The 17,370-nt window shown below is 48.2% G+C and carries 17 protein-coding genes and 1 pseudogene; 11 read left to right on the plus strand and 7 right to left on the minus strand.

Annotated features, from left to right (window positions below):
* The first annotated feature begins 7 nt into the window (after positions 1-7).
* The 6 genes from ispF to rpoS all read left to right on the plus strand — a co-directional run bounded on the left by ispF (position 8) and on the right by rpoS (position 5,217).
* Complete coding sequence (gene ispF / locus JQN59_RS04770; protein WP_003034167.1) at positions 8-487, plus strand: 2-C-methyl-D-erythritol 2,4-cyclodiphosphate synthase; 480 nt, start codon at positions 8-10, stop codon at positions 485-487.
* Positions 484-1,533, plus strand: coding sequence for a tRNA pseudouridine(13) synthase TruD (gene truD / locus JQN59_RS04775; RefSeq protein ID WP_048215656.1), 1,050 nt, complete (start codon positions 484-486; stop codon positions 1,531-1,533). Before ispF ends, truD begins: the two co-directional genes overlap by 4 nt.
* Positions 1,514-2,275 carry a 5'/3'-nucleotidase SurE gene (gene surE, locus JQN59_RS04780; protein WP_003825728.1) on the plus strand — a complete coding sequence of 254 codons (762 nt, stop codon included), beginning with the start codon at positions 1,514-1,516 and terminating at the stop codon, positions 2,273-2,275. The genes truD and surE overlap by 20 nt, the downstream gene beginning before the upstream one ends.
* Complete coding sequence (locus tag JQN59_RS04785) at positions 2,269-2,895, plus strand: protein-L-isoaspartate(D-aspartate) O-methyltransferase (RefSeq protein ID WP_003034172.1); 627 nt, start codon at positions 2,269-2,271, stop codon at positions 2,893-2,895. The genes surE and JQN59_RS04785 overlap by 7 nt, the downstream gene beginning before the upstream one ends.
* A 184-nt stretch (positions 2,896-3,079) precedes the next feature.
* On the plus strand, positions 3,080-4,162 hold the full coding sequence (gene nlpD / locus JQN59_RS04790) for a murein hydrolase activator NlpD (RefSeq protein WP_223849051.1): 1,083 nt from the start codon (positions 3,080-3,082) through the stop codon (positions 4,160-4,162).
* 62 nt (positions 4,163-4,224) lie between these two features.
* Positions 4,225-5,217 (plus strand): RNA polymerase sigma factor RpoS, encoded by a 993-nt coding sequence (rpoS, locus tag JQN59_RS04795; RefSeq protein WP_000081498.1) that lies wholly within the window; start codon positions 4,225-4,227, stop codon positions 5,215-5,217.
* 142 nt (positions 5,218-5,359) lie between these two features.
* On the opposite strand, the gene JQN59_RS04800 is transcribed toward rpoS, so the two are convergent.
* The gene (locus JQN59_RS04800) at positions 5,360-5,764 is read right to left on the minus strand and encodes a MarR family winged helix-turn-helix transcriptional regulator (RefSeq protein WP_020996296.1); all 405 of its coding nucleotides are present in this window, start codon (positions 5,762-5,764) and stop codon (positions 5,360-5,362) included.
* Positions 5,765-5,924: 160 nt separating this feature from the next.
* Between JQN59_RS04800 and JQN59_RS04805 the strand changes: the two genes are divergently transcribed.
* Genes JQN59_RS04805 through JQN59_RS04815 form a run of 3 tightly spaced genes read left to right on the plus strand, consistent with a single transcriptional unit; the run spans position 5,925 to position 8,192 of the window.
* Positions 5,925-6,518, plus strand: a complete 594-nt coding sequence (locus JQN59_RS04805; RefSeq protein WP_048215657.1) for a non-oxidative hydroxyarylic acid decarboxylases subunit B — start codon at positions 5,925-5,927, stop codon at positions 6,516-6,518.
* Positions 6,518-7,945, plus strand: coding sequence for a non-oxidative hydroxyarylic acid decarboxylases subunit C (locus JQN59_RS04810; RefSeq protein WP_048215658.1), 1,428 nt, complete (start codon positions 6,518-6,520; stop codon positions 7,943-7,945). The genes JQN59_RS04805 and JQN59_RS04810 overlap by 1 nt, the downstream gene beginning before the upstream one ends.
* Positions 7,946-7,955: 10 nt before the next feature.
* Positions 7,956-8,192 (plus strand): non-oxidative hydroxyarylic acid decarboxylases subunit D, encoded by a 237-nt coding sequence (locus JQN59_RS04815; RefSeq protein WP_032944812.1) that lies wholly within the window; start codon positions 7,956-7,958, stop codon positions 8,190-8,192.
* A gap of 92 nt (positions 8,193-8,284) precedes the next feature.
* On the opposite strand, the gene mutS is transcribed toward JQN59_RS04815, so the two are convergent.
* Positions 8,285-10,852 (minus strand): DNA mismatch repair protein MutS, encoded by a 2,568-nt coding sequence (mutS, locus tag JQN59_RS04820; RefSeq protein ID WP_149607752.1) that lies wholly within the window; start codon positions 10,850-10,852, stop codon positions 8,285-8,287.
* A 147-nt stretch (positions 10,853-10,999) separates the two neighbouring features.
* On the opposite strand from mutS, the gene JQN59_RS04825 reads away from it, so the two are divergent.
* A complete protein-coding gene (locus JQN59_RS04825) occupies positions 11,000-12,454 on the plus strand; it encodes a tyrosine-type recombinase/integrase (protein WP_063390762.1) in 1,455 nt (484 codons plus the stop codon).
* 134 nt (positions 12,455-12,588) lie between these two features.
* A protein-coding gene (locus tag JQN59_RS04830; RefSeq protein ID WP_191238548.1) for an IS3 family transposase occupies positions 12,589-13,736 on the plus strand; the annotation gives its coding sequence in 2 pieces (ribosomal slippage) (positions 12,589-12,826 and positions 12,826-13,736; 1,149 coding nt in all).
* An 18-nt stretch (positions 13,737-13,754) separates the two neighbouring features.
* Here the strand turns inward: JQN59_RS04830 and JQN59_RS04835 are convergent.
* The 5 genes and pseudogenes from JQN59_RS04835 to JQN59_RS04850 form a co-directional block, all read right to left on the minus strand.
* A pseudogene (locus JQN59_RS04835) lies at positions 13,755-14,177 on the minus strand (relaxase/mobilization nuclease domain-containing protein); the annotation flags it as partial.
* Between the two features lie 5 nt (positions 14,178-14,182).
* Entirely contained in the window at positions 14,183-14,560 is a 378-nt protein-coding gene (locus JQN59_RS04840) for a hypothetical protein (RefSeq protein ID WP_181182278.1), read from the minus strand.
* Between the two features lie 151 nt (positions 14,561-14,711).
* Positions 14,712-16,328: a hypothetical protein gene (locus JQN59_RS04845; protein WP_063390751.1), complete on the minus strand. Its 1,617-nt coding sequence runs from the start codon at positions 16,326-16,328 to the stop codon at positions 14,712-14,714.
* Positions 16,322-16,543 (minus strand): ABC-three component system middle component 7, encoded by a 222-nt coding sequence (locus JQN59_RS27155; protein WP_063390750.1) that lies wholly within the window; start codon positions 16,541-16,543, stop codon positions 16,322-16,324. The genes JQN59_RS04845 and JQN59_RS27155 overlap by 7 nt, the downstream gene beginning before the upstream one ends.
* Complete coding sequence (locus tag JQN59_RS04850) at positions 16,540-17,298, minus strand: ABC-three component system protein (RefSeq protein WP_063390749.1); 759 nt, start codon at positions 17,296-17,298, stop codon at positions 16,540-16,542. The genes JQN59_RS27155 and JQN59_RS04850 overlap by 4 nt, the downstream gene beginning before the upstream one ends.
* Between the last annotated feature and the right edge of the window lie 72 nt (positions 17,299-17,370).

Genomic DNA, 17,370 nt, shown 5'->3' on the forward strand with positions numbered 1-17,370 from the left:
AGGCATAATGCGAATTGGACACGGTTTCGACGTACACGCTTTTGGCGGAGTTGGCCCAATTATCATTGGTGGTGTGCGCATCCCGTATGAAAAAGGATTGCTGGCGCATTCTGATGGCGACGTGGCGTTACACGCGTTAACCGATGCACTGCTGGGCGCGGCTGCGCTGGGGGATATCGGTAAACTCTTCCCGGACACCGACCCGGCCTTTAAAGGTGCAGATAGTCGTGAATTATTGCGTGAAGCCTGGCGGCGTATTCAGGCCAAAGGCTATACGCTTGGTAATGTGGATGTGACGATTATTGCTCAGGCGCCGAAGATGCTGCCGCACATTCCGCAAATGCGCGTGTTTATTGCCGAAGATCTCGGCTGCCATATGGATGATGTTAACGTGAAAGCGACCACCACGGAAAAACTCGGTTTTACCGGGCGTGGGGAAGGGATTGCCTGTGAAGCGGTGGCGTTACTCATTAAGGCAACGAAATGACTGCGTTTGAAGATCTGACGTATCTCCATGGCAAACCACAAGGCCATGGCGTTCTGAAAGCGAATCCGGAAGACTTTGTCGTCGTCGAAGATTTAGGCTTCGAACCGGATGGCGAAGGTGAGCACATTTTGGTGCGTATCCTGAAAAACGGCTGTAATACCCGTTTTGTGGCTGACGCGCTGGCGAAGTTCCTGAAAATTCACGCCCGTGAAGTGAGCTTTGCTGGCCAGAAAGACAAGCATGCAGTCACGGAACAGTGGCTGTGCGCGCGCGTGCCGGGCAATGCAATGCCTGATTTAAGCAAATTTGAACTCGAAGGCTGTAAAGTGCTGGAGTACGCGCGCCACAAGCGTAAGCTGCGTTTAGGGGCGCTGAAAGGTAACGAATTTACGCTGGTGCTGCGTGAAGTGAGCCAGCGAAATGACGTTGAAGCGCGTTTGCAGGCGATTAGCGAGCGCGGCGTACCGAACTATTTTGGCGCTCAGCGTTTTGGTATTGGCGGCAGCAACCTGCAAGGGGCGCTGCGTTGGGCGCAAAGCGATGCGCCGGTGCGCGATCGCAATAAGCGCAGTTTTTGGTTGTCGGCGGCCCGTAGTGCGTTGTTTAATCAGATAGTCAGTGAACGCTTGAAAAAAACAGACTTTAATCAAGTTGTTGACGGCGATGCGCTACAATTGTCGGGACGCGGAAGCTGGTTTGTCGCCACGCAGGAAGAACAGACCGAATTACAGCGTCGCGTCGATGATAAAGAATTGATGATTACAGCAGCATTACCGGGCAGCGGTGAGTGGGGAACTCAGCGCGACGCACTGGCGTTTGAAGAAGCCGCTATTGCTGATGAAACCGCGCTGCAGTCGCTGTTGTTGCGCGAGAAAGTCGACGCATCGCGTCGTGCTATGTTGCTGTATCCACAACAATTAAGCTGGAACTGGTGGGATGACGTAACCGTTGAGTTACGTTTCTGGCTACCGGCAGGTAGCTTCGCCACCAGTGTTGTAAGGGAACTTATTAACACAATGGGTGATTATGCGTATATTGCTGAGTAACGATGATGGGGTCCACGCACCCGGTATACAAACGCTGGCGAAAGCGCTGCGTGAGTTTGCTGACGTACAGGTGGTTGCCCCGGATCGTAACCGCAGTGGCGCGTCTAACTCGCTGACGCTGGAATCCTCACTTCGCACGTTCACCTATGATAACGGTGATATCGCCGTACAAATGGGTACACCTACCGATTGCGTCTATCTGGGCGTGAACGCATTAATGCGTCCGCGTCCGGACATTGTCGTGTCTGGTATTAACGCAGGTCCTAATCTGGGCGATGATGTTATCTATTCCGGTACCGTTGCGGCGGCGATGGAAGGTCGTCACCTGGGCTTTCCTGCGCTGGCGGTCTCACTTGATGGGCATAAACACTACGATACTGCTGCCGCAGTAACCTGCCGTATCTTACGGGCGCTGAGTCGCGAACCGCTGCGCACCGGGCGCATTTTGAATATCAACGTGCCGGATTTACCGCTGGATCAGATTAAAGGTATCCGCGTCACCCGCTGCGGTAGCCGCCATCCTGCGGATCAGGTGATACCACAGCAGGACCCGCGCGGTAATACGCTGTACTGGATCGGGCCGCCGGGCGAAAAGTGCGACGCCGGACCGGATACAGATTTTGCCGCCGTCGATGAAGGCTATGTTTCCATTACGCCGCTGCATGTCGATTTAACCGCATATGGTGCGCATGAAGTTGTTTCTGACTGGTTAGACAGCGTGGGAGCCGACACGCAATGGTAAGCAGACGCGTACACACTCTTCTTGAACAATTACGTGCGCAGGGCATCAGAGATGAGCTTGTTCTCGATGCACTTGCCGCCGTGCCGCGTGAAAAATTCATTGATGAGGCGTTTGAACATAAGGCCTGGGACAATATTGCTCTGCCGATTGGTCAGGGGCAGACGATTTCGCAGCCCTATATGGTTGCGCGGATGACCGAGCTGCTTGAGTTAACGCCGCAGTCCCGGGTGCTGGAAATTGGTACCGGCTCTGGCTACCAAACGGCGATTCTGGCACACCTGGTGCACCATGTGTGCTCTGTTGAGCGCATTAAAGGTTTGCAGTGGCAGGCGCGTCGTCGACTTAAACAGCTTGATTTACATAATGTTTCTACCCGTCATGGTGATGGATGGCAGGGCTGGCAAGCGCGAGCCCCGTTTGACGCTATCATTGTTACGGCAGCGCCGCCTGAGATCCCAACCGCATTGATGATGCAGTTGGATGAAGGCGGTATTCTCGTCTTACCCGTGGGCGACGAGCACCAGTTTCTGAAACGGGTGCGTCGTCGGGGAGGCGAATTTATTATCGATACCGTGGAGGCCGTACGTTTCGTTCCCTTAGTAAAAGGGGAGCTTGCGTAGATACTGGCTCTGAATACCTGGAGTTTTCCTGGATATTCTGGAATTAGTAAGCGTATCGTGGTCACGTTTCCAGTGCCCAGTCCGATGCCTTGCACGGTGATTACGTCACTGGTTTTAACCAAATTTTCCTGGGGGATAAATGAGCGCGGGAAGCCACAAATTTACCGTTCGCCGCATTGCGGCATTGTCACTGGTTTCATTATGGCTGGCAGGTTGTTCAAATACCTCGAATCCACCTGCACCGGTCAGTTCCGTTGATGGCGGTGCATCAACGAACACCAATTCCGGCATGCTGATTACGCCTCCACCAAAAATGGGCTCGACGTCGACAGTACAGCAAACGCCACAGATCCAGCCGGTGCAGCGTCCGACCACACAGTCAACACAGATCCAGCCTGTTGCGGAACAGCCTGTGCAGATGGAAAACGGTCGTATTGTGTACAACCGTAAGTATGGGAACATTCCGAAAGGTAGCTATACGGGCGGCAGTACCTATACTGTTAAGAAAGGCGATACCCTTTTCTATATCGCCTGGATTACCGGGAACGATTTCCGTGATCTCGCACAACGCAATAACGTTCCGGCCCCGTATGGCCTGAATGTCGGTCAAACTCTGCAAGTGGGCAACGCGTCGGGTACACCGATTACTGGTGGTAATGCTATTACCCAGGCGGATGCAGCACAGCAAGGAGTTGTGACCAACCCTGCACAAAATTCCACCGTTGCTGTTGCTTCGAAACCAACAATTACGTATTCTGAGGATTCAGGTGAACAAAGTGCTAATAAAATGTTGCCGAACAACAAGCCTGCTGGGACCGTTGTCACAGCGCCTGTAACGGCTCCAGCAGTTAGCGCAACCGAATCAACTGCAAGCTCAACGTCAACCAGCTCGCCAATCTCTACCTGGCGCTGGCCGACTGACGGCAAAGTAATCGAAAACTTCGCGGCTACTGAAGGTGGCAATAAAGGGATCGATATTGCAGGCAGTAAAGGACAGGCTATTGTCGCGACCGCAGATGGACGCGTCGTATATGCCGGTAACGCACTGCGCGGTTACGGTAATCTTATTATCATCAAACATAACGATGATTACCTGAGTGCCTACGCCCATAACGATACAATGCTGGTCCGGGAACAACAAGAAATCAAGGCGGGGCAGAAAATAGCTACCATGGGTAGCACCGGAACCAGTTCAACACGCTTGCATTTTGAAATTCGTTACAAGGGGAAATCCGTAAACCCGCTGCGCTATTTACCGCAGCGATAATTCGGCGGAACCAGGCTTTCACGTGCTAGTTCCGTTAGGGATCACGGGTAGGAGCCACCTTTATGAGTCAGAATACGCTGAAAGTTCATGATTTAAATGAAGATGCGGAATTTGATGAGAACGGAGTAGAGGCTTTTGATGAAAAAGCCTTGAGTGAAGAGGAACCCAGTGATAACGACCTGGCTGAAGAAGAGCTGTTATCGCAGGGGGCCACACAGCGTGTGTTGGACGCGACTCAGCTTTACCTTGGTGAGATTGGTTATTCACCACTGTTAACAGCCGAAGAAGAAGTTTATTTTGCGCGTCGCGCACTGCGTGGGGATGTCGCTTCTCGCCGTCGCATGATTGAAAGTAACCTGCGTCTGGTGGTGAAAATTGCTCGTCGTTATGGCAATCGTGGTCTGGCATTGCTGGACCTGATTGAAGAGGGCAATCTGGGACTGATCCGTGCAGTCGAGAAGTTTGACCCGGAACGCGGGTTCCGCTTCTCAACATACGCAACCTGGTGGATCCGCCAGACGATCGAACGGGCGATTATGAACCAAACCCGTACGATCCGACTGCCGATTCATATTGTAAAAGAGCTGAACGTCTATCTGCGTACCGCGCGTGAGTTGTCGCATAAACTGGACCACGAACCGAGCGCAGAAGAGATTGCTGAACAACTGGATAAACCGGTTGATGACGTCAGCCGTATGCTCCGACTCAACGAGCGTATTACCTCGGTAGACACCCCGCTGGGTGGCGATTCCGAAAAAGCGTTGCTGGATATTCTGGCCGATGAAAAAGAAAACGGCCCGGAAGACACCACGCAAGACGATGATATGAAACAGAGCATCGTCAAATGGCTGTTCGAACTGAACGCCAAACAGCGTGAAGTGCTGGCACGTCGTTTTGGTCTGCTGGGGTACGAAGCTGCGACACTGGAAGATGTGGGCCGTGAAATTGGTCTCACCCGTGAACGTGTTCGCCAGATTCAGGTTGAAGGTCTGCGTCGTCTGCGTGAAATCCTGCAGACTCAGGGACTGAATATCGAAGCGTTATTCCGCGAGTAAGCACAAGTTCTATCAAGAAAGGCCAGTCTCATTGGGACTGGCCTTTTTCTATGTTTGTTGCCTGATGGCACTGCGTTTATCAGGCCTACGGGGAGCTGGACTTTGTTGGCCGGATAAGACATTTATGTCGCCATCCGGCAGATTAGTTCATCATCTTACGCACCAGACGTGTGAACTGCTCACGTTCTTCATCAGATAATCGCCCCAGAAACTCATCATCCACGCTATCGCCTAACGGAGTTGCGCTGGCCAGTAATGCTTCTCCTTGCGCGGTCAAATAAACAAACCGTCGACGCTTATCTGCCGGGTCATGTTCACGCCTGACCAGCTCCCGTTTTTCCATTCGGCTCAGCATTTCCGCAAGGGTTGCCTTGGTACAGACTGCGGCTTCGGTCAGGTCAACCTGCTCAATGCCGGGACGTTCAGCAATGGCGCGCATTACCGCATACTGTGGTTTGGTCAGGTCCGGTAATTCATGTTGCCAGCGGGATGTATGCTGCTGGAAGAGCTGACGTAAAAGGTGAAATGCTTTATTTCGTAACGGCATGAGCGCTCCGGAATTCCTGTCAGTCTCTATCATAGCGGGTTACGCATCTTTTTTTAACAATTGCGGCTTTAGCGATCTGTGCTCGATGACCTTGCCCGAAATGTTATGTGAGAGTATTTTAATCAAAATGTTCGTATACGAACAAAAGTTGAGAGGCTAAATGAGACTAATTGTCGGAATGACCGGGGCAACCGGCGCTCCCCTTGGTGTGTCGCTATTGCAGGCACTGCGAGAAATGCCCGAGGTGGAAACCCATCTGGTGCTGTCAAAGTGGGCCAAAACCACTATTGAACTGGAAACGCCGTACAGCGTCCGCGATGTGTCTGCGTTGGCCGATTTTTGCCACAACCCGGCGGACCAGGCGGCGACCATCTCCTCTGGATCGTTTCGCACTGACGGCATGATCATTATCCCCTGCAGTATGAAAACCTTGGCCGGTATTCGTGCAGGCTACGCGGAAGGGCTGGTGGGGCGCGCTGCCGATGTGGTGCTGAAAGAAGGGCGCAAGCTGGTGCTGGTTCCGCGTGAAATGCCGCTTAGCACTATTCATCTGGAAAACATGCTCGCGCTTTCCCGCATGGGCGTGGCGATGGTCCCGCCCATGCCCGCGTATTACAACCACCCGCAAACGGTCGATGACATCACTCAGCATATCGTTGCGCGTGTGCTCGATCAGTTTGGTCTGGAACACCCCAACGCCCGTCGCTGGCAGGGTTTACGGCAGGCGCAGAATTTTTCACAGGAGAATGAATAATGGCATTTGATGATTTGCGCAGCTTTTTACAAGCGCTGGACGACCAGGGACAATTGCTGAAAATCAGTGAAGAAGTTAACGCCGAGCCGGATCTGGCTGCGGCAGCCAATGCGACCGGACGCATTGGTGACGGTGCGCCAGCGCTCTGGTTTGACAATATTCGTGGTTTTACCGACGCCCGTGTGGCGATGAACACTATTGGTTCGTGGCAGAATCACGCCATCTCTTTAGGCCTGCCGCCAAATACCCCAGTGAAAAAACAGATTGATGAGTTTATTCGCCGTTGGGATAAATTTCCGGTTACGCCGGAGCGTCGCGCCAATCCGGCGTGGGCTGAAAACTGTGTTGATGGTGATGAGATCAACCTGTTTGATATTCTGCCGCTGTTTCGCCTGAACGATGGCGACGGCGGTTTCTATCTTGATAAAGCCTGCGTGGTGTCGCGCGATCCGCTGGATCCGGACAACTTTGGCAAACAGAACGTCGGCATTTATCGTATGGAAGTGAAGGGTAAACGCAAGCTTGGCCTGCAGCCGGTGCCGATGCACGATATCGCGCTGCACCTGCATAAAGCCGAAGAGCGTGGTGAAGATCTGCCGATTGCCATCACGCTGGGTAACGATCCGATCATCACCCTGATGGGGGCCACGCCGCTGAAGTACGATCAGTCGGAATACGAAATGGCGGGAGCACTGCGTGAAAGCCCGTATCCGATCGCTACCGCGCCGCTCACCGGCTTTGACGTGCCATGGGGTTCAGAAGTGATCCTCGAAGGGGTCATTGAAGGTCGTAAGCGTGAAATCGAAGGGCCGTTTGGCGAGTTTACCGGGCACTATTCCGGTGGACGTAATATGACGGTCGTGCGTATCGATAAAGTCTCTTATCGCACCAAACCTATTTTTGAATCGCTGTATCTGGGGATGCCGTGGACGGAGATTGACTACCTGATGGGGCCGGCAACCTGCGTACCGCTTTATCAACAGTTGAAAGCCGAATTCCCGGAAGTGCAGGCGGTGAATGCCATGTATACCCACGGTTTGCTGGCGATTATCTCCACCAAAAAACGCTACGGTGGCTTTGCCCGCGCGGTGGGGCTGCGCGCAATGACGACGCCGCATGGCCTGGGTTACGTGAAAATGGTGATTATGGTTGATGAGGATGTAGATCCGTTCAACCTGCCGCAGGTGATGTGGGCGCTGTCTTCGAAGGTCAATCCGGCGGGCGATCTGGTGCAATTGCCGAATATGTCGGTGCTGGAGCTTGATCCGGGTTCCAGTCCGGCGGGGATTACCGACAAGTTAATTATTGATGCGACCACGCCGGTTGCGCCGGATAACCGTGGGCACTACAGCCAGCCGGTATGTGATTTACCGGAAACGAAAGCCTGGGCAGAAAAACTGACCGCCATGCTGGCCAACCGTAAATAAGGAGTAGCAGATGATTTGTCCACGTTGTGCCGATGAACATATTGAAGTGATGGCAAACTCGCCGGTAAAAGGTGTCTGGACGGTATATCAGTGCCAGCATTGTCTATACACCTGGCGTGATACTGAGCCGCTACGCCGTACCAGCCGCGAGCACTACCCGCAAGCGTTTCGCATGACGCAGAAGGATATTGATGACGCACCGATGGTGCCAAGTATTCCACCGCTGCTGGCAGAAGATAAGCGCTAATCAACACGCCGGGTGCGGCTTCGCCTTACCCGGCCTAAATACAGCGATATTTTGCAGGCCCGATAAGTGTATCACTATCGGGCATTACGGCGTTACACCAGACTCTTCAACCGGTAGATCCACTCCAGCGCCTGGCGAGGCGTTAGCGAATCCGGGTCGAGATTTTCCAGTGCTTCAACAGCGGGCGACGTTTCTTCCGGAGCTGTCAGGAGCGACATCTGTGTGCCGTCGACCTGGGTCGCAGCAACATTCGGCGCGATGCTTTCCAGTTCGCGCAGTTTTTGCCGCGCGCGTTTAATAACCTCTTTTGGTACACCTGCCAGGGCAGCTACCGCCAGACCATAGCTCTTGCTCGCCGCACCATCTTGTACGCTGTGCATGAAGGCGATGGTATCGCCGTGCTCTAACGCATCAAGATGCACATTTGCTACGCCTTCCATTTTCTCCGGTAACTGAGTCAGTTCGAAGTAGTGGGTGGCAAACAACGTTAATGCTTTGATTTTATTGGCCAGATTTTCCGCGCACGCCCACGCCAGCGACAGGCCGTCGTAGGTGGAGGTGCCGCGTCCAATCTCATCCATCAGCACCAGGCTGTTCTCGGTGGCATTATGCAGAATGTTGGCGGTTTCAGTCATTTCTACCATGAAGGTGGAACGGCCGGATGCCAGATCATCCGCCGCGCCCACGCGGGTAAAGATGCGGTCGATAGGCCCAATCTCTACTTTCTGCGCCGGAACGTAGCTGCCGATGTAGGCCAGCAGCGCAATTAACGCAGTCTGGCGCATATAGGTACTTTTACCCCCCATGTTCGGGCCGGTGATGATCAGCATCCGTCGCTGAGGCGAGAGGTTAAGTGGGTTGGCGATAAACGGCTCGGTCAGCACCTGTTCAACCACCGGATGACGTCCCTCGGTAATACGAATACCAGGCTTGTCGGTGAAGGTCGGGCAGGTGTAATTCAGGGTATAAGCGCGTTCTGCGAGGTTGACCAGTACGTCCAGTTCTGCCAGCGCGCTGGCGCTTTGTTGCAAATCAGCCAGGTGCGGCAGCAGCATGTCGAACAGCTCATCGTACAGCTGTTTTTCCAGCGCCAGCGCTTTGCCTTTTGATGTCAGAACTTTGTCTTCGTACTCTTTCAGCTCCGGAATAATGTAGCGTTCGGCGTTTTTCAGCGTCTGACGACGCACATAGTTAATCGGCGCCAGATGACTTTGCCCGCGACTGATCTGAATGTAGTAGCCGTGAACGGCGTTAAACCCAACCTTCAGCGTATCCAGACCGGTGCGCTCGCGCTCACGAATTTCCAGTCTGTCCAGATAGTCAGTTGCGCCATCAGCCAGCGCTCGCCACTCGTCCAGTTCTTCGTTATAGCCGGGGGCGATGACGCCACCGTCGCGAACCAGCACAGGTGGAGCTTCCACTACGGCACGTTCCAGCAGTTCACGCAGGTCAGCAAACTCACCCATTTTCTCGCGCAGCATCTGCACGGGGGCACTGTCTATGCTTTCCAGTTGTGCGCGCAGTTCTGGTAATTGCTGGAAGGCATGACGCATACGGGCCAGATCGCGCGGGCGCGCGGTACGCAGGGCCAGACGAGCAAGGATACGTTCCAGATCGCCGACCTGACGCAGCACGGGTTGCAATTCACCGGTGGAATCCTGTAGCGCGCCGATGGTCTGTTGGCGCTCAGTGAGGACTTTGGTGTCACGGACCGGCATATGCAGCCAGCGTTTGAGCATACGGCTGCCCATCGGCGTCACGGTGCAGTCGAGTACTGAAGCCAGCGTGTTTTCAACACCGCCCGCCAGGTTCTGGGTAATTTCCAGATTGCGGCGCGTGGCGGCATCCATAATGATGCTGTCCTGCTGACGTTCCATGGTGATGGAACGAATATGCGGCAGCGAGGTACGCTGGGTATCTTTTACGTATTGCAGCAGGCAGCCAGCCGCGCATAATCCACGCGGGGCGTTTTCTACGCCAAAGCCAATCAGATCCCGCGTGCCAAACTGCAGGTTTAGCTGCTGGCGAGCGGTATCGATTTCAAATTCCCATAGTGGACGACGACGTAATCCGCGACGTCCCTCAATCAGTGAAGTTTCAGCGAAATCTTCGGCATACAGCAGTTCAGCTGGATTGGTGCGCTGCAATTCTGCGGCCATGGTCTCGCGGTCGGCGGGTTCGCTAACACGAAAACGCCCGGAGCTGATATCCAGCGTGGCGTAACCATAACCTTTACTGTCCTGCCAGATAGCGGCCAGCAGGTTGTCCTGGCGTTCCTGTAACAGCGCTTCATCACTGATGGTGCCTGGCGTGACGATACGCACCACTTTGCGCTCGACCGGACCTTTGCTGGTCGCCGGATCACCAATCTGCTCACAAATAGCGACGGACTCACCCTGGTTGACCAGCTTGGCGAGGTAGTTTTCTACCGCATGGTGAGGAATGCCCGCCATCGGGATTGGCTCGCCCGCAGACGCGCCGCGTTTGGTCAGGGAGATATCAAGCAACTGAGACGCACGTTTCGCATCGTCATAAAACAGTTCGTAAAAGTCGCCCATGCGGTAAAACAACAGTATCTCCGGATGCTGGGCTTTCAGCTTGAGATACTGCTGCATCATCGGCGTGTGGTCTGATAGATCCTTGCTTGCAGACTCTTTCATATTGATTTTACTCATTTTTTAAGTCTTGCGAGTACTCATATGGCCCCAAGTGAAACCCTTCTGAACTCACATAAATCCAAAAATTTGTATACCAGAAGTATTCTAGCTACTATCTGGTATACACACTTGAACTGCTGGTATACATCGATGAAAATGACACTCAATCAGTCGATTATAATCAATAAGTTATCTATCGACGTCAAACCAAGTCTCGATCAAGATGGGCGAGTAGTGTACTTACCCAACATAGATAGAAAACCTTATCTTATCACTGACAGCCATCGTGATTCACCAGTCGGTTTCGGTGTCAAAATCAGTGCAACGAAAAAGACCTATATCGTTCAGCGTCGAGTGTCTTCTCCTGGCAACCGCCCTAAGACAGGGGGAAAATCCCCATCTGAGGTTATCAGGTCTACAATTGGCAATGTCTCTGATTTCGCTAACATCGATCAAGCCCGCGAGGTTGCTCGCAATTTAGTTCAAACCATGAAGTTGACCAAAAGGAACCCTAACAAGATAAAACGGGAGTCCGATGCTTCTGAACTCACTATCAGTGAAGTGTTTGCTCAATACCGCCAGCATCTGCTGGGTAGAGCAAAACCAGCTAAACCCAACACCTTGGCTGTATTAGATAAAGCAGAAAACAGGCTTTCTGAGTGGGCTGGTTTGCGAGTTAAAGATCTTACTGGTAATGAAATTCTTCGGAAGTTTGATGAGATTGCTTCGAGAGCCAGAACAGCAGCGGAACAGACCTTTAGGTGGATCAATGTTGCTGTCAGACATGCAATCGAAATTGAAGCCAGCAATGCCCAGACCCAGCAACGACAACCATATTTGTCCTACAATCCATTCTCTATCTTGAAAGTTCAGAAGAAGTTCAGGACTCGTTCTGAGCTTGAGGATAGCTATCGTGCAAAAGGTGTCAGAAATCCGCTTTCACCAAAAGATACTCTGGGAAGATTTTTAACAGCACTACATAACAAGAGAAGCTTTAATCGATTAGGGTGCGATTATCTGCTACTGACTGTCCTGTTAGGTGCCAGAAAAGAGGAAACAGCATCTCTATGTTGGAGAGAATTCCTTACTAACGAAGAAGCAAAAACGACAAGTTATGTAGATCTTGAAAATCGGCTCATTCGCTTCTATGACACAAAAAACCGAAATGACCATGAGCTTCCGATCTGTGATGCCGTGAAACGGGTGCTGGAAGACAGGAGAGATATCATTATGGATTCTGGAATTCGTCCAGAAAAACAGAAATGGGTATTCCCTGCTCGATCAAATCGTAGCAAAGCCGGCCATTACTCTGACAGTAAAAGTTTGAGAGAGTATATTTGTGCCGATGCTGGTATTACTAAACTTGGTATGCATGATTTGAGGCGAACATTTGGGCGTGTAGCCGAAGAGCTTACGTCATATGCTGTTGTGAAAAGGTTGCTAAACCATCGCAACACTACAGACCCGACAGAAAGATATGCGGTACCTGACGAAGAACGAGTATTTGAAGCTCTTCAACGGATTGAGTTGCACATGCTAATGACAGCACCTAAGTTGTATAATGCATTATTGGCATCAAAAAATTATCCACTATTACCTGAATAGAAGGGATTGAGAGATGAGTGTTGTTGAAACATTGAGAGAGCTATCTGAGGTATGGAGGCTATTTAGTGATATGAATCGCCACGGGTTTAACAGACACCTCGGAGTCATTTAAGATGACTTAAAGAGAGGTGCCCATGAGCGGTAAACGTTATCCCGAAGAGTTTAAAATTGAAGCAGTCAAACAGGTTATTGATCGCGGTCATTCTGTTTCCAGCGTTGCAACACGTCTCGATATCACCACCCACAGCCTTTACGCCTGGATAAAGAAGTACGGTCCGGACTCATCCACTAATAAAGAACAGTCAGATGCTCAGGCCGAGATCCGCCGACTCCAGAAGGAGTTGAAGCGGGTTACTGACGAACGGGACATATTAAAAAAAGCCGCGGCGTACTTCGCAAAGCTGTCCGACTGAGGTACGCCTTTATTCGTGACAACTCCCGTTGCTGGCCTGTTCGTCTGCTCTGCAGGGTGCTGGATGTTCATCCCAGTGGCTTTTACGCCTGGTTTAAGCAACCGTATTCTCAGCGCCACCAGGTAGATCTGAGACTGACGGGACAGATCAAACAGTTCTGGCTGGAGTCCGGTTGCGTTTATGGTTATCGCAAGATCCATCTGGACTTGCGGGATAGCGGTCAACAGTGCGGAGTGAACAGAGTCTGGCGACTGATGAATCGTGCCGGGATAAAGGCTCAGGTCGGGTACCGGAGCCCGTGGGCACGCAAAGGCGAGGCCAGTATCGTATCGCCCAACAGGCTCCAGCGACAGTTCAATCCGGATGCTCCGGATAAGCGTTGGGTAACGGACATAACCTACATCAGGACCCACGAAGGCTGGCTGTATCTTGCTGTGGTTGTTGATCTGTTCTCACGCAAAATTATCGGCTGGTCAATGCAATCCCGGATGACAAAGGACATTGTCCTGAACGCACTGCTGATGGCTGTATGGCGGCGTAATCCCCAAAAACAGGTGCTGGTTCATTCGGACCAGGGCAGTCAGTACACAAGCCATGAGTGGCAGTCGTTCCTGAAATCACACGGCCTGGAGGGGAGCATGAGCCGTCGCGGTAACTGTCACGATAATGCGGTTGCAGAAAGCTTTTTCCAGTTGCTGAAACGCGAACGGATAAAGAAAAAGATCTACGGAACGCGGGAAGAAGCCCGCAGCGATATTTTTGATTACATCGAAATGTTTTATAACAGTAAGCGTCGGCATGGTTCGAGCAATCAGATGTCACCGACAGAATATGAAAACCAGTATTATCAACGGCTCGGAAGTGTCTAGATTATCCGTGGCGATTCAGATACGAGTGCTGATAAGGTTCTCATTTTTACCAAGGTAGAGCTTCCCAGATGTTGCATCTATACGACTTGCAACTATATGGATATGTTGGCCATCTTTATCATCATGCAGGACATATGCTCGTAGATGCGTCTCAGAGAAGTCCATACGCTTCATATAGTCATCTGCGACCTCTACCCATTGTTCAGTAGGTAGATGTTCACCATCAGGAAGACGCAGAGAATTATGCCAAACGGGTTTACTGACATCAGAACGCAAAAGCTTCGTTGTGTTGAACTCTGCACTTAACGCTTCTGCGAAGCTCTCAATGACATTACCGCCTACTACATACGGTTCTGACTTATGGTGCGAAGCAGGTTTTAATAAATAAGAAATTAATCCGTTGAAGATTTTCCCTCTTTTGATTTTTTGCATTCCTTTCATTCAAGCTACCTAACAGATGTGCTTGTAGCTGTAAGGCATGAGCGAAGCTCAGAAATTTGGCGCTTGATTGCGAAGATTTCTGTCTTTGTAAGCTCACCACCAGTGCTTTTACTTTCGAGATGGATAAGTAGCTTGTTCAGCTTTTGTGAAATTTCGCTGAGGGATTTCCAGGCTTCTATGTTGATAGGCGGCACTGCTACTGGAAGTTTATCGAGAAAAGCCAAGCGAAACCATTCACCTTTACTTTTGTCGCCACGCCTTGCATTGAGAAGTTGTAGTTCTTCATGGTTCAACCTAACACTGATGCAATGTGTTCTTAACAAGCTTTCAGGTGATTCTTTATTATATATTTTATTGTATATTTTATTAAAACTATTTTCCATACGAAGTCCTTTCGTTTTTTCTATCAGAAAAATATTCCTTATGTTCTTATTTATATTTAATTCGAGAGGGATGTCAATGTGAAGGTGTTATTTTGTAATAAACAATATAATAATGGCCACCACATTAGTACATGGAAGCCATTATAAATAATTATTTGTTGTTGGATTGAATGTTCCATGAAACTTTGAATGCAGGGTATTTTCTGCTTATACGCATAAAGCTTGCCTTTCTCAAAGTTGATCTTGTTTGTTCACTATAAATATTTAATTGATCGAGTGATATAAAAACTTGTTTATCAATAGTGTTTAATGTATTAACTATTTTTTCTATAGCTGCGACTTCAACGTTTTTGAAAACAATTGAATCTTCAATTGCTATGGGTAATTTTGTTGTATGTAAAAAGCTCACATCCAAAGCCAGCATATTCGCATAAGATTTACCTGTCCCAGAGTCAGAGTGATGTTCGAAAATATAATTTGTATCACTGAAAATGATCTGTGGTGGTATTCTGTCGGAACCATAGAATTTTGTGTTGTATAATTTGAGGTTCTCGTTTAATAATTTAGATATTTTTGACAGAATTTCTTCTGTCTTTTCTTTTAATTCTACCTTTATAGTGCTTGATGCTTGTTTAAGAGCATCTTGGCGCTCTCGGTAATTAACCGTATCTTCAACTTCTTTTTTCTTTATAGATAATGACAAAACTTCATCAATAATCTCGTCTGGTCTATCGACTGATGCAGCTATTTCTTTGATTTTGAGATCAATTATACTAATTTCAGCATCAATCTCATTTAATTGGAATATAAGGCGTTCTTTTTCTTTTTTTAACTCATCACTCAAGATTTTTGAAATTGATAAATGGAAACTCTCGACTTCATTTAGTTTATCAATGTTAACAGTTGGAAAAAAATCGACAACTTTGCTGAAATATATTTTTGGAATAGGCTTTGTATCAGAAATATTTTCTTCAATTCTAAATAACTTACTTTCGAGAGAGTATTTTTGTTTGAGATATTTATCTTTTTCGATGGCTAAACTTAGGCTTTTTTCATCAAGGATAGCTTTTATGTTTGCTGCAAAAAGGTCTAGATCTTTTTTTATAGTGTCAATTTTATTGTCGATAACATTTAAATCTTGTTTTGCTTGCCTATATTCTTTTAAATTTACTTTTTTGACAAAACCCTGCTTGAACGCTATATCAATATTCTTTCTGTTTACTTCGTTTTCGGCTTTCTTTTTTTCAATTTCTTCAATTAAATTATAATAGCCGAAGGATTTAATGAGAAATTCTTTGATAGATGCATATCCTTCCCCGGTATAGCGTAGAAGAGGTTTATTTGGATTGTAATTATCTTTTCCCCAAATTCTCGTGAATCTGGAAACTAAATTTCTTAATGAAGGATCGTTTGATGAAAAACCATATTTCTGAGCCAAGAAGATTCTAAAATCTTCAATTGACCACTCTAATTTTTCTTCGTTATTTCTAAAAAACACACTATTATTAGTTTCGGTATTTCTTATAAAGTGATAGGATTTTCCATCAAATTCAAAAGTAAATTCGATGTTTAGATGACCAACTTGAGAAATAACGTCTTTGCATAGGGTTATAAAATCATCACCACCAAAAACATAATCAATTAACATTAGAACTGATGATTTACCGATAGAGTTGGCACCATTTTTAGGTCCCAATATGGCATTCAAACCATTTTTGAAAATCAGTTCTTTTCTAATTAATTTTTCACAGTATATGTTCTTTAGCATTTTATTACCGTCCCATTAACTGGGTTTAGTATGATTTTCTCTAAAATAAACAAAAAATCGAGTGAGTAAACAAATTCGTCCAGAGATGAAAAGTTGCTTGATGTTTTTTCGTATAAATCAGTAATCTTAATTTCGTTAAACTCAGTTTCTAAGATGATTGTCATCTTGTATAATATTGAATCTTGGATTGAGATAGATTTACTTGGTGTAATCATGAGTAAACCTCGCAATTTTGGATGAAAAAACACACCAAAACTTCGGCGGCTACGCTATTAGTTTCCTTTGTGTTTGTTTTTATCCAATTAATCAAATGGTTATATATTTCGGATTGAGATAAATTCTCTCTTTTTAAAATCAAATAGTATGTTTTAACTTCGTTGAATATTATTTCTGATGTGTTTGGAACTCGTTGATCGAGTTGTTGGAATAATTTTTTTATTTCAGTGTAAAAATAAGCAACTTGAGCTTTGACCTTTATCTTGAATGCAGGGCCAGATTCGGGAAGAATTTTATCATCAACTCTCATAGCTTTGTACGATAATTGAGAACCCTCATTTGGTTCAAGAGTTGATAGTATATCAATTATCTCTTTGATCTCTTCTTCAATCTTAAAATTAAATTGGCTGTTTTTGATTTGTGCTGCTTGTCTCAACTGCTTTTTGATAGCGTACATTTCCCGATAACCCTCAATCGTTCTTGGGTTGTCGAACAACTTATGACAGTCTCTGCACAAGGCAATTAAATTATCTTCGCTATCAACATCATCGCAAAGAAGTTGCTCATTTTTAAGTAATTCCTTTTCCTCTTCACGAGGGGAAAATGGATATATGTGTGCTACTTCATAGAGCTTTATTTTTCGTTTGCCATTCTGAACCATTAAAGGTTTAAAGCATTTTGGGCAAAGACCACTTACCTCATCATATAAAACTATATGCGTATTATGATTGATGTTCTTGCGTTCTTCACCCACTAATGACTCCTTGCTAAGGGGAAATGACTTTCTGTGGATATTTTATTATTATAACATCAATAGGATTTAGCT

Source organism: Citrobacter sp. B72, from assembly GCF_016894305.1.
GTDB lineage: Bacteria > Pseudomonadota > Gammaproteobacteria > Enterobacterales > Enterobacteriaceae > Citrobacter > Citrobacter portucalensis.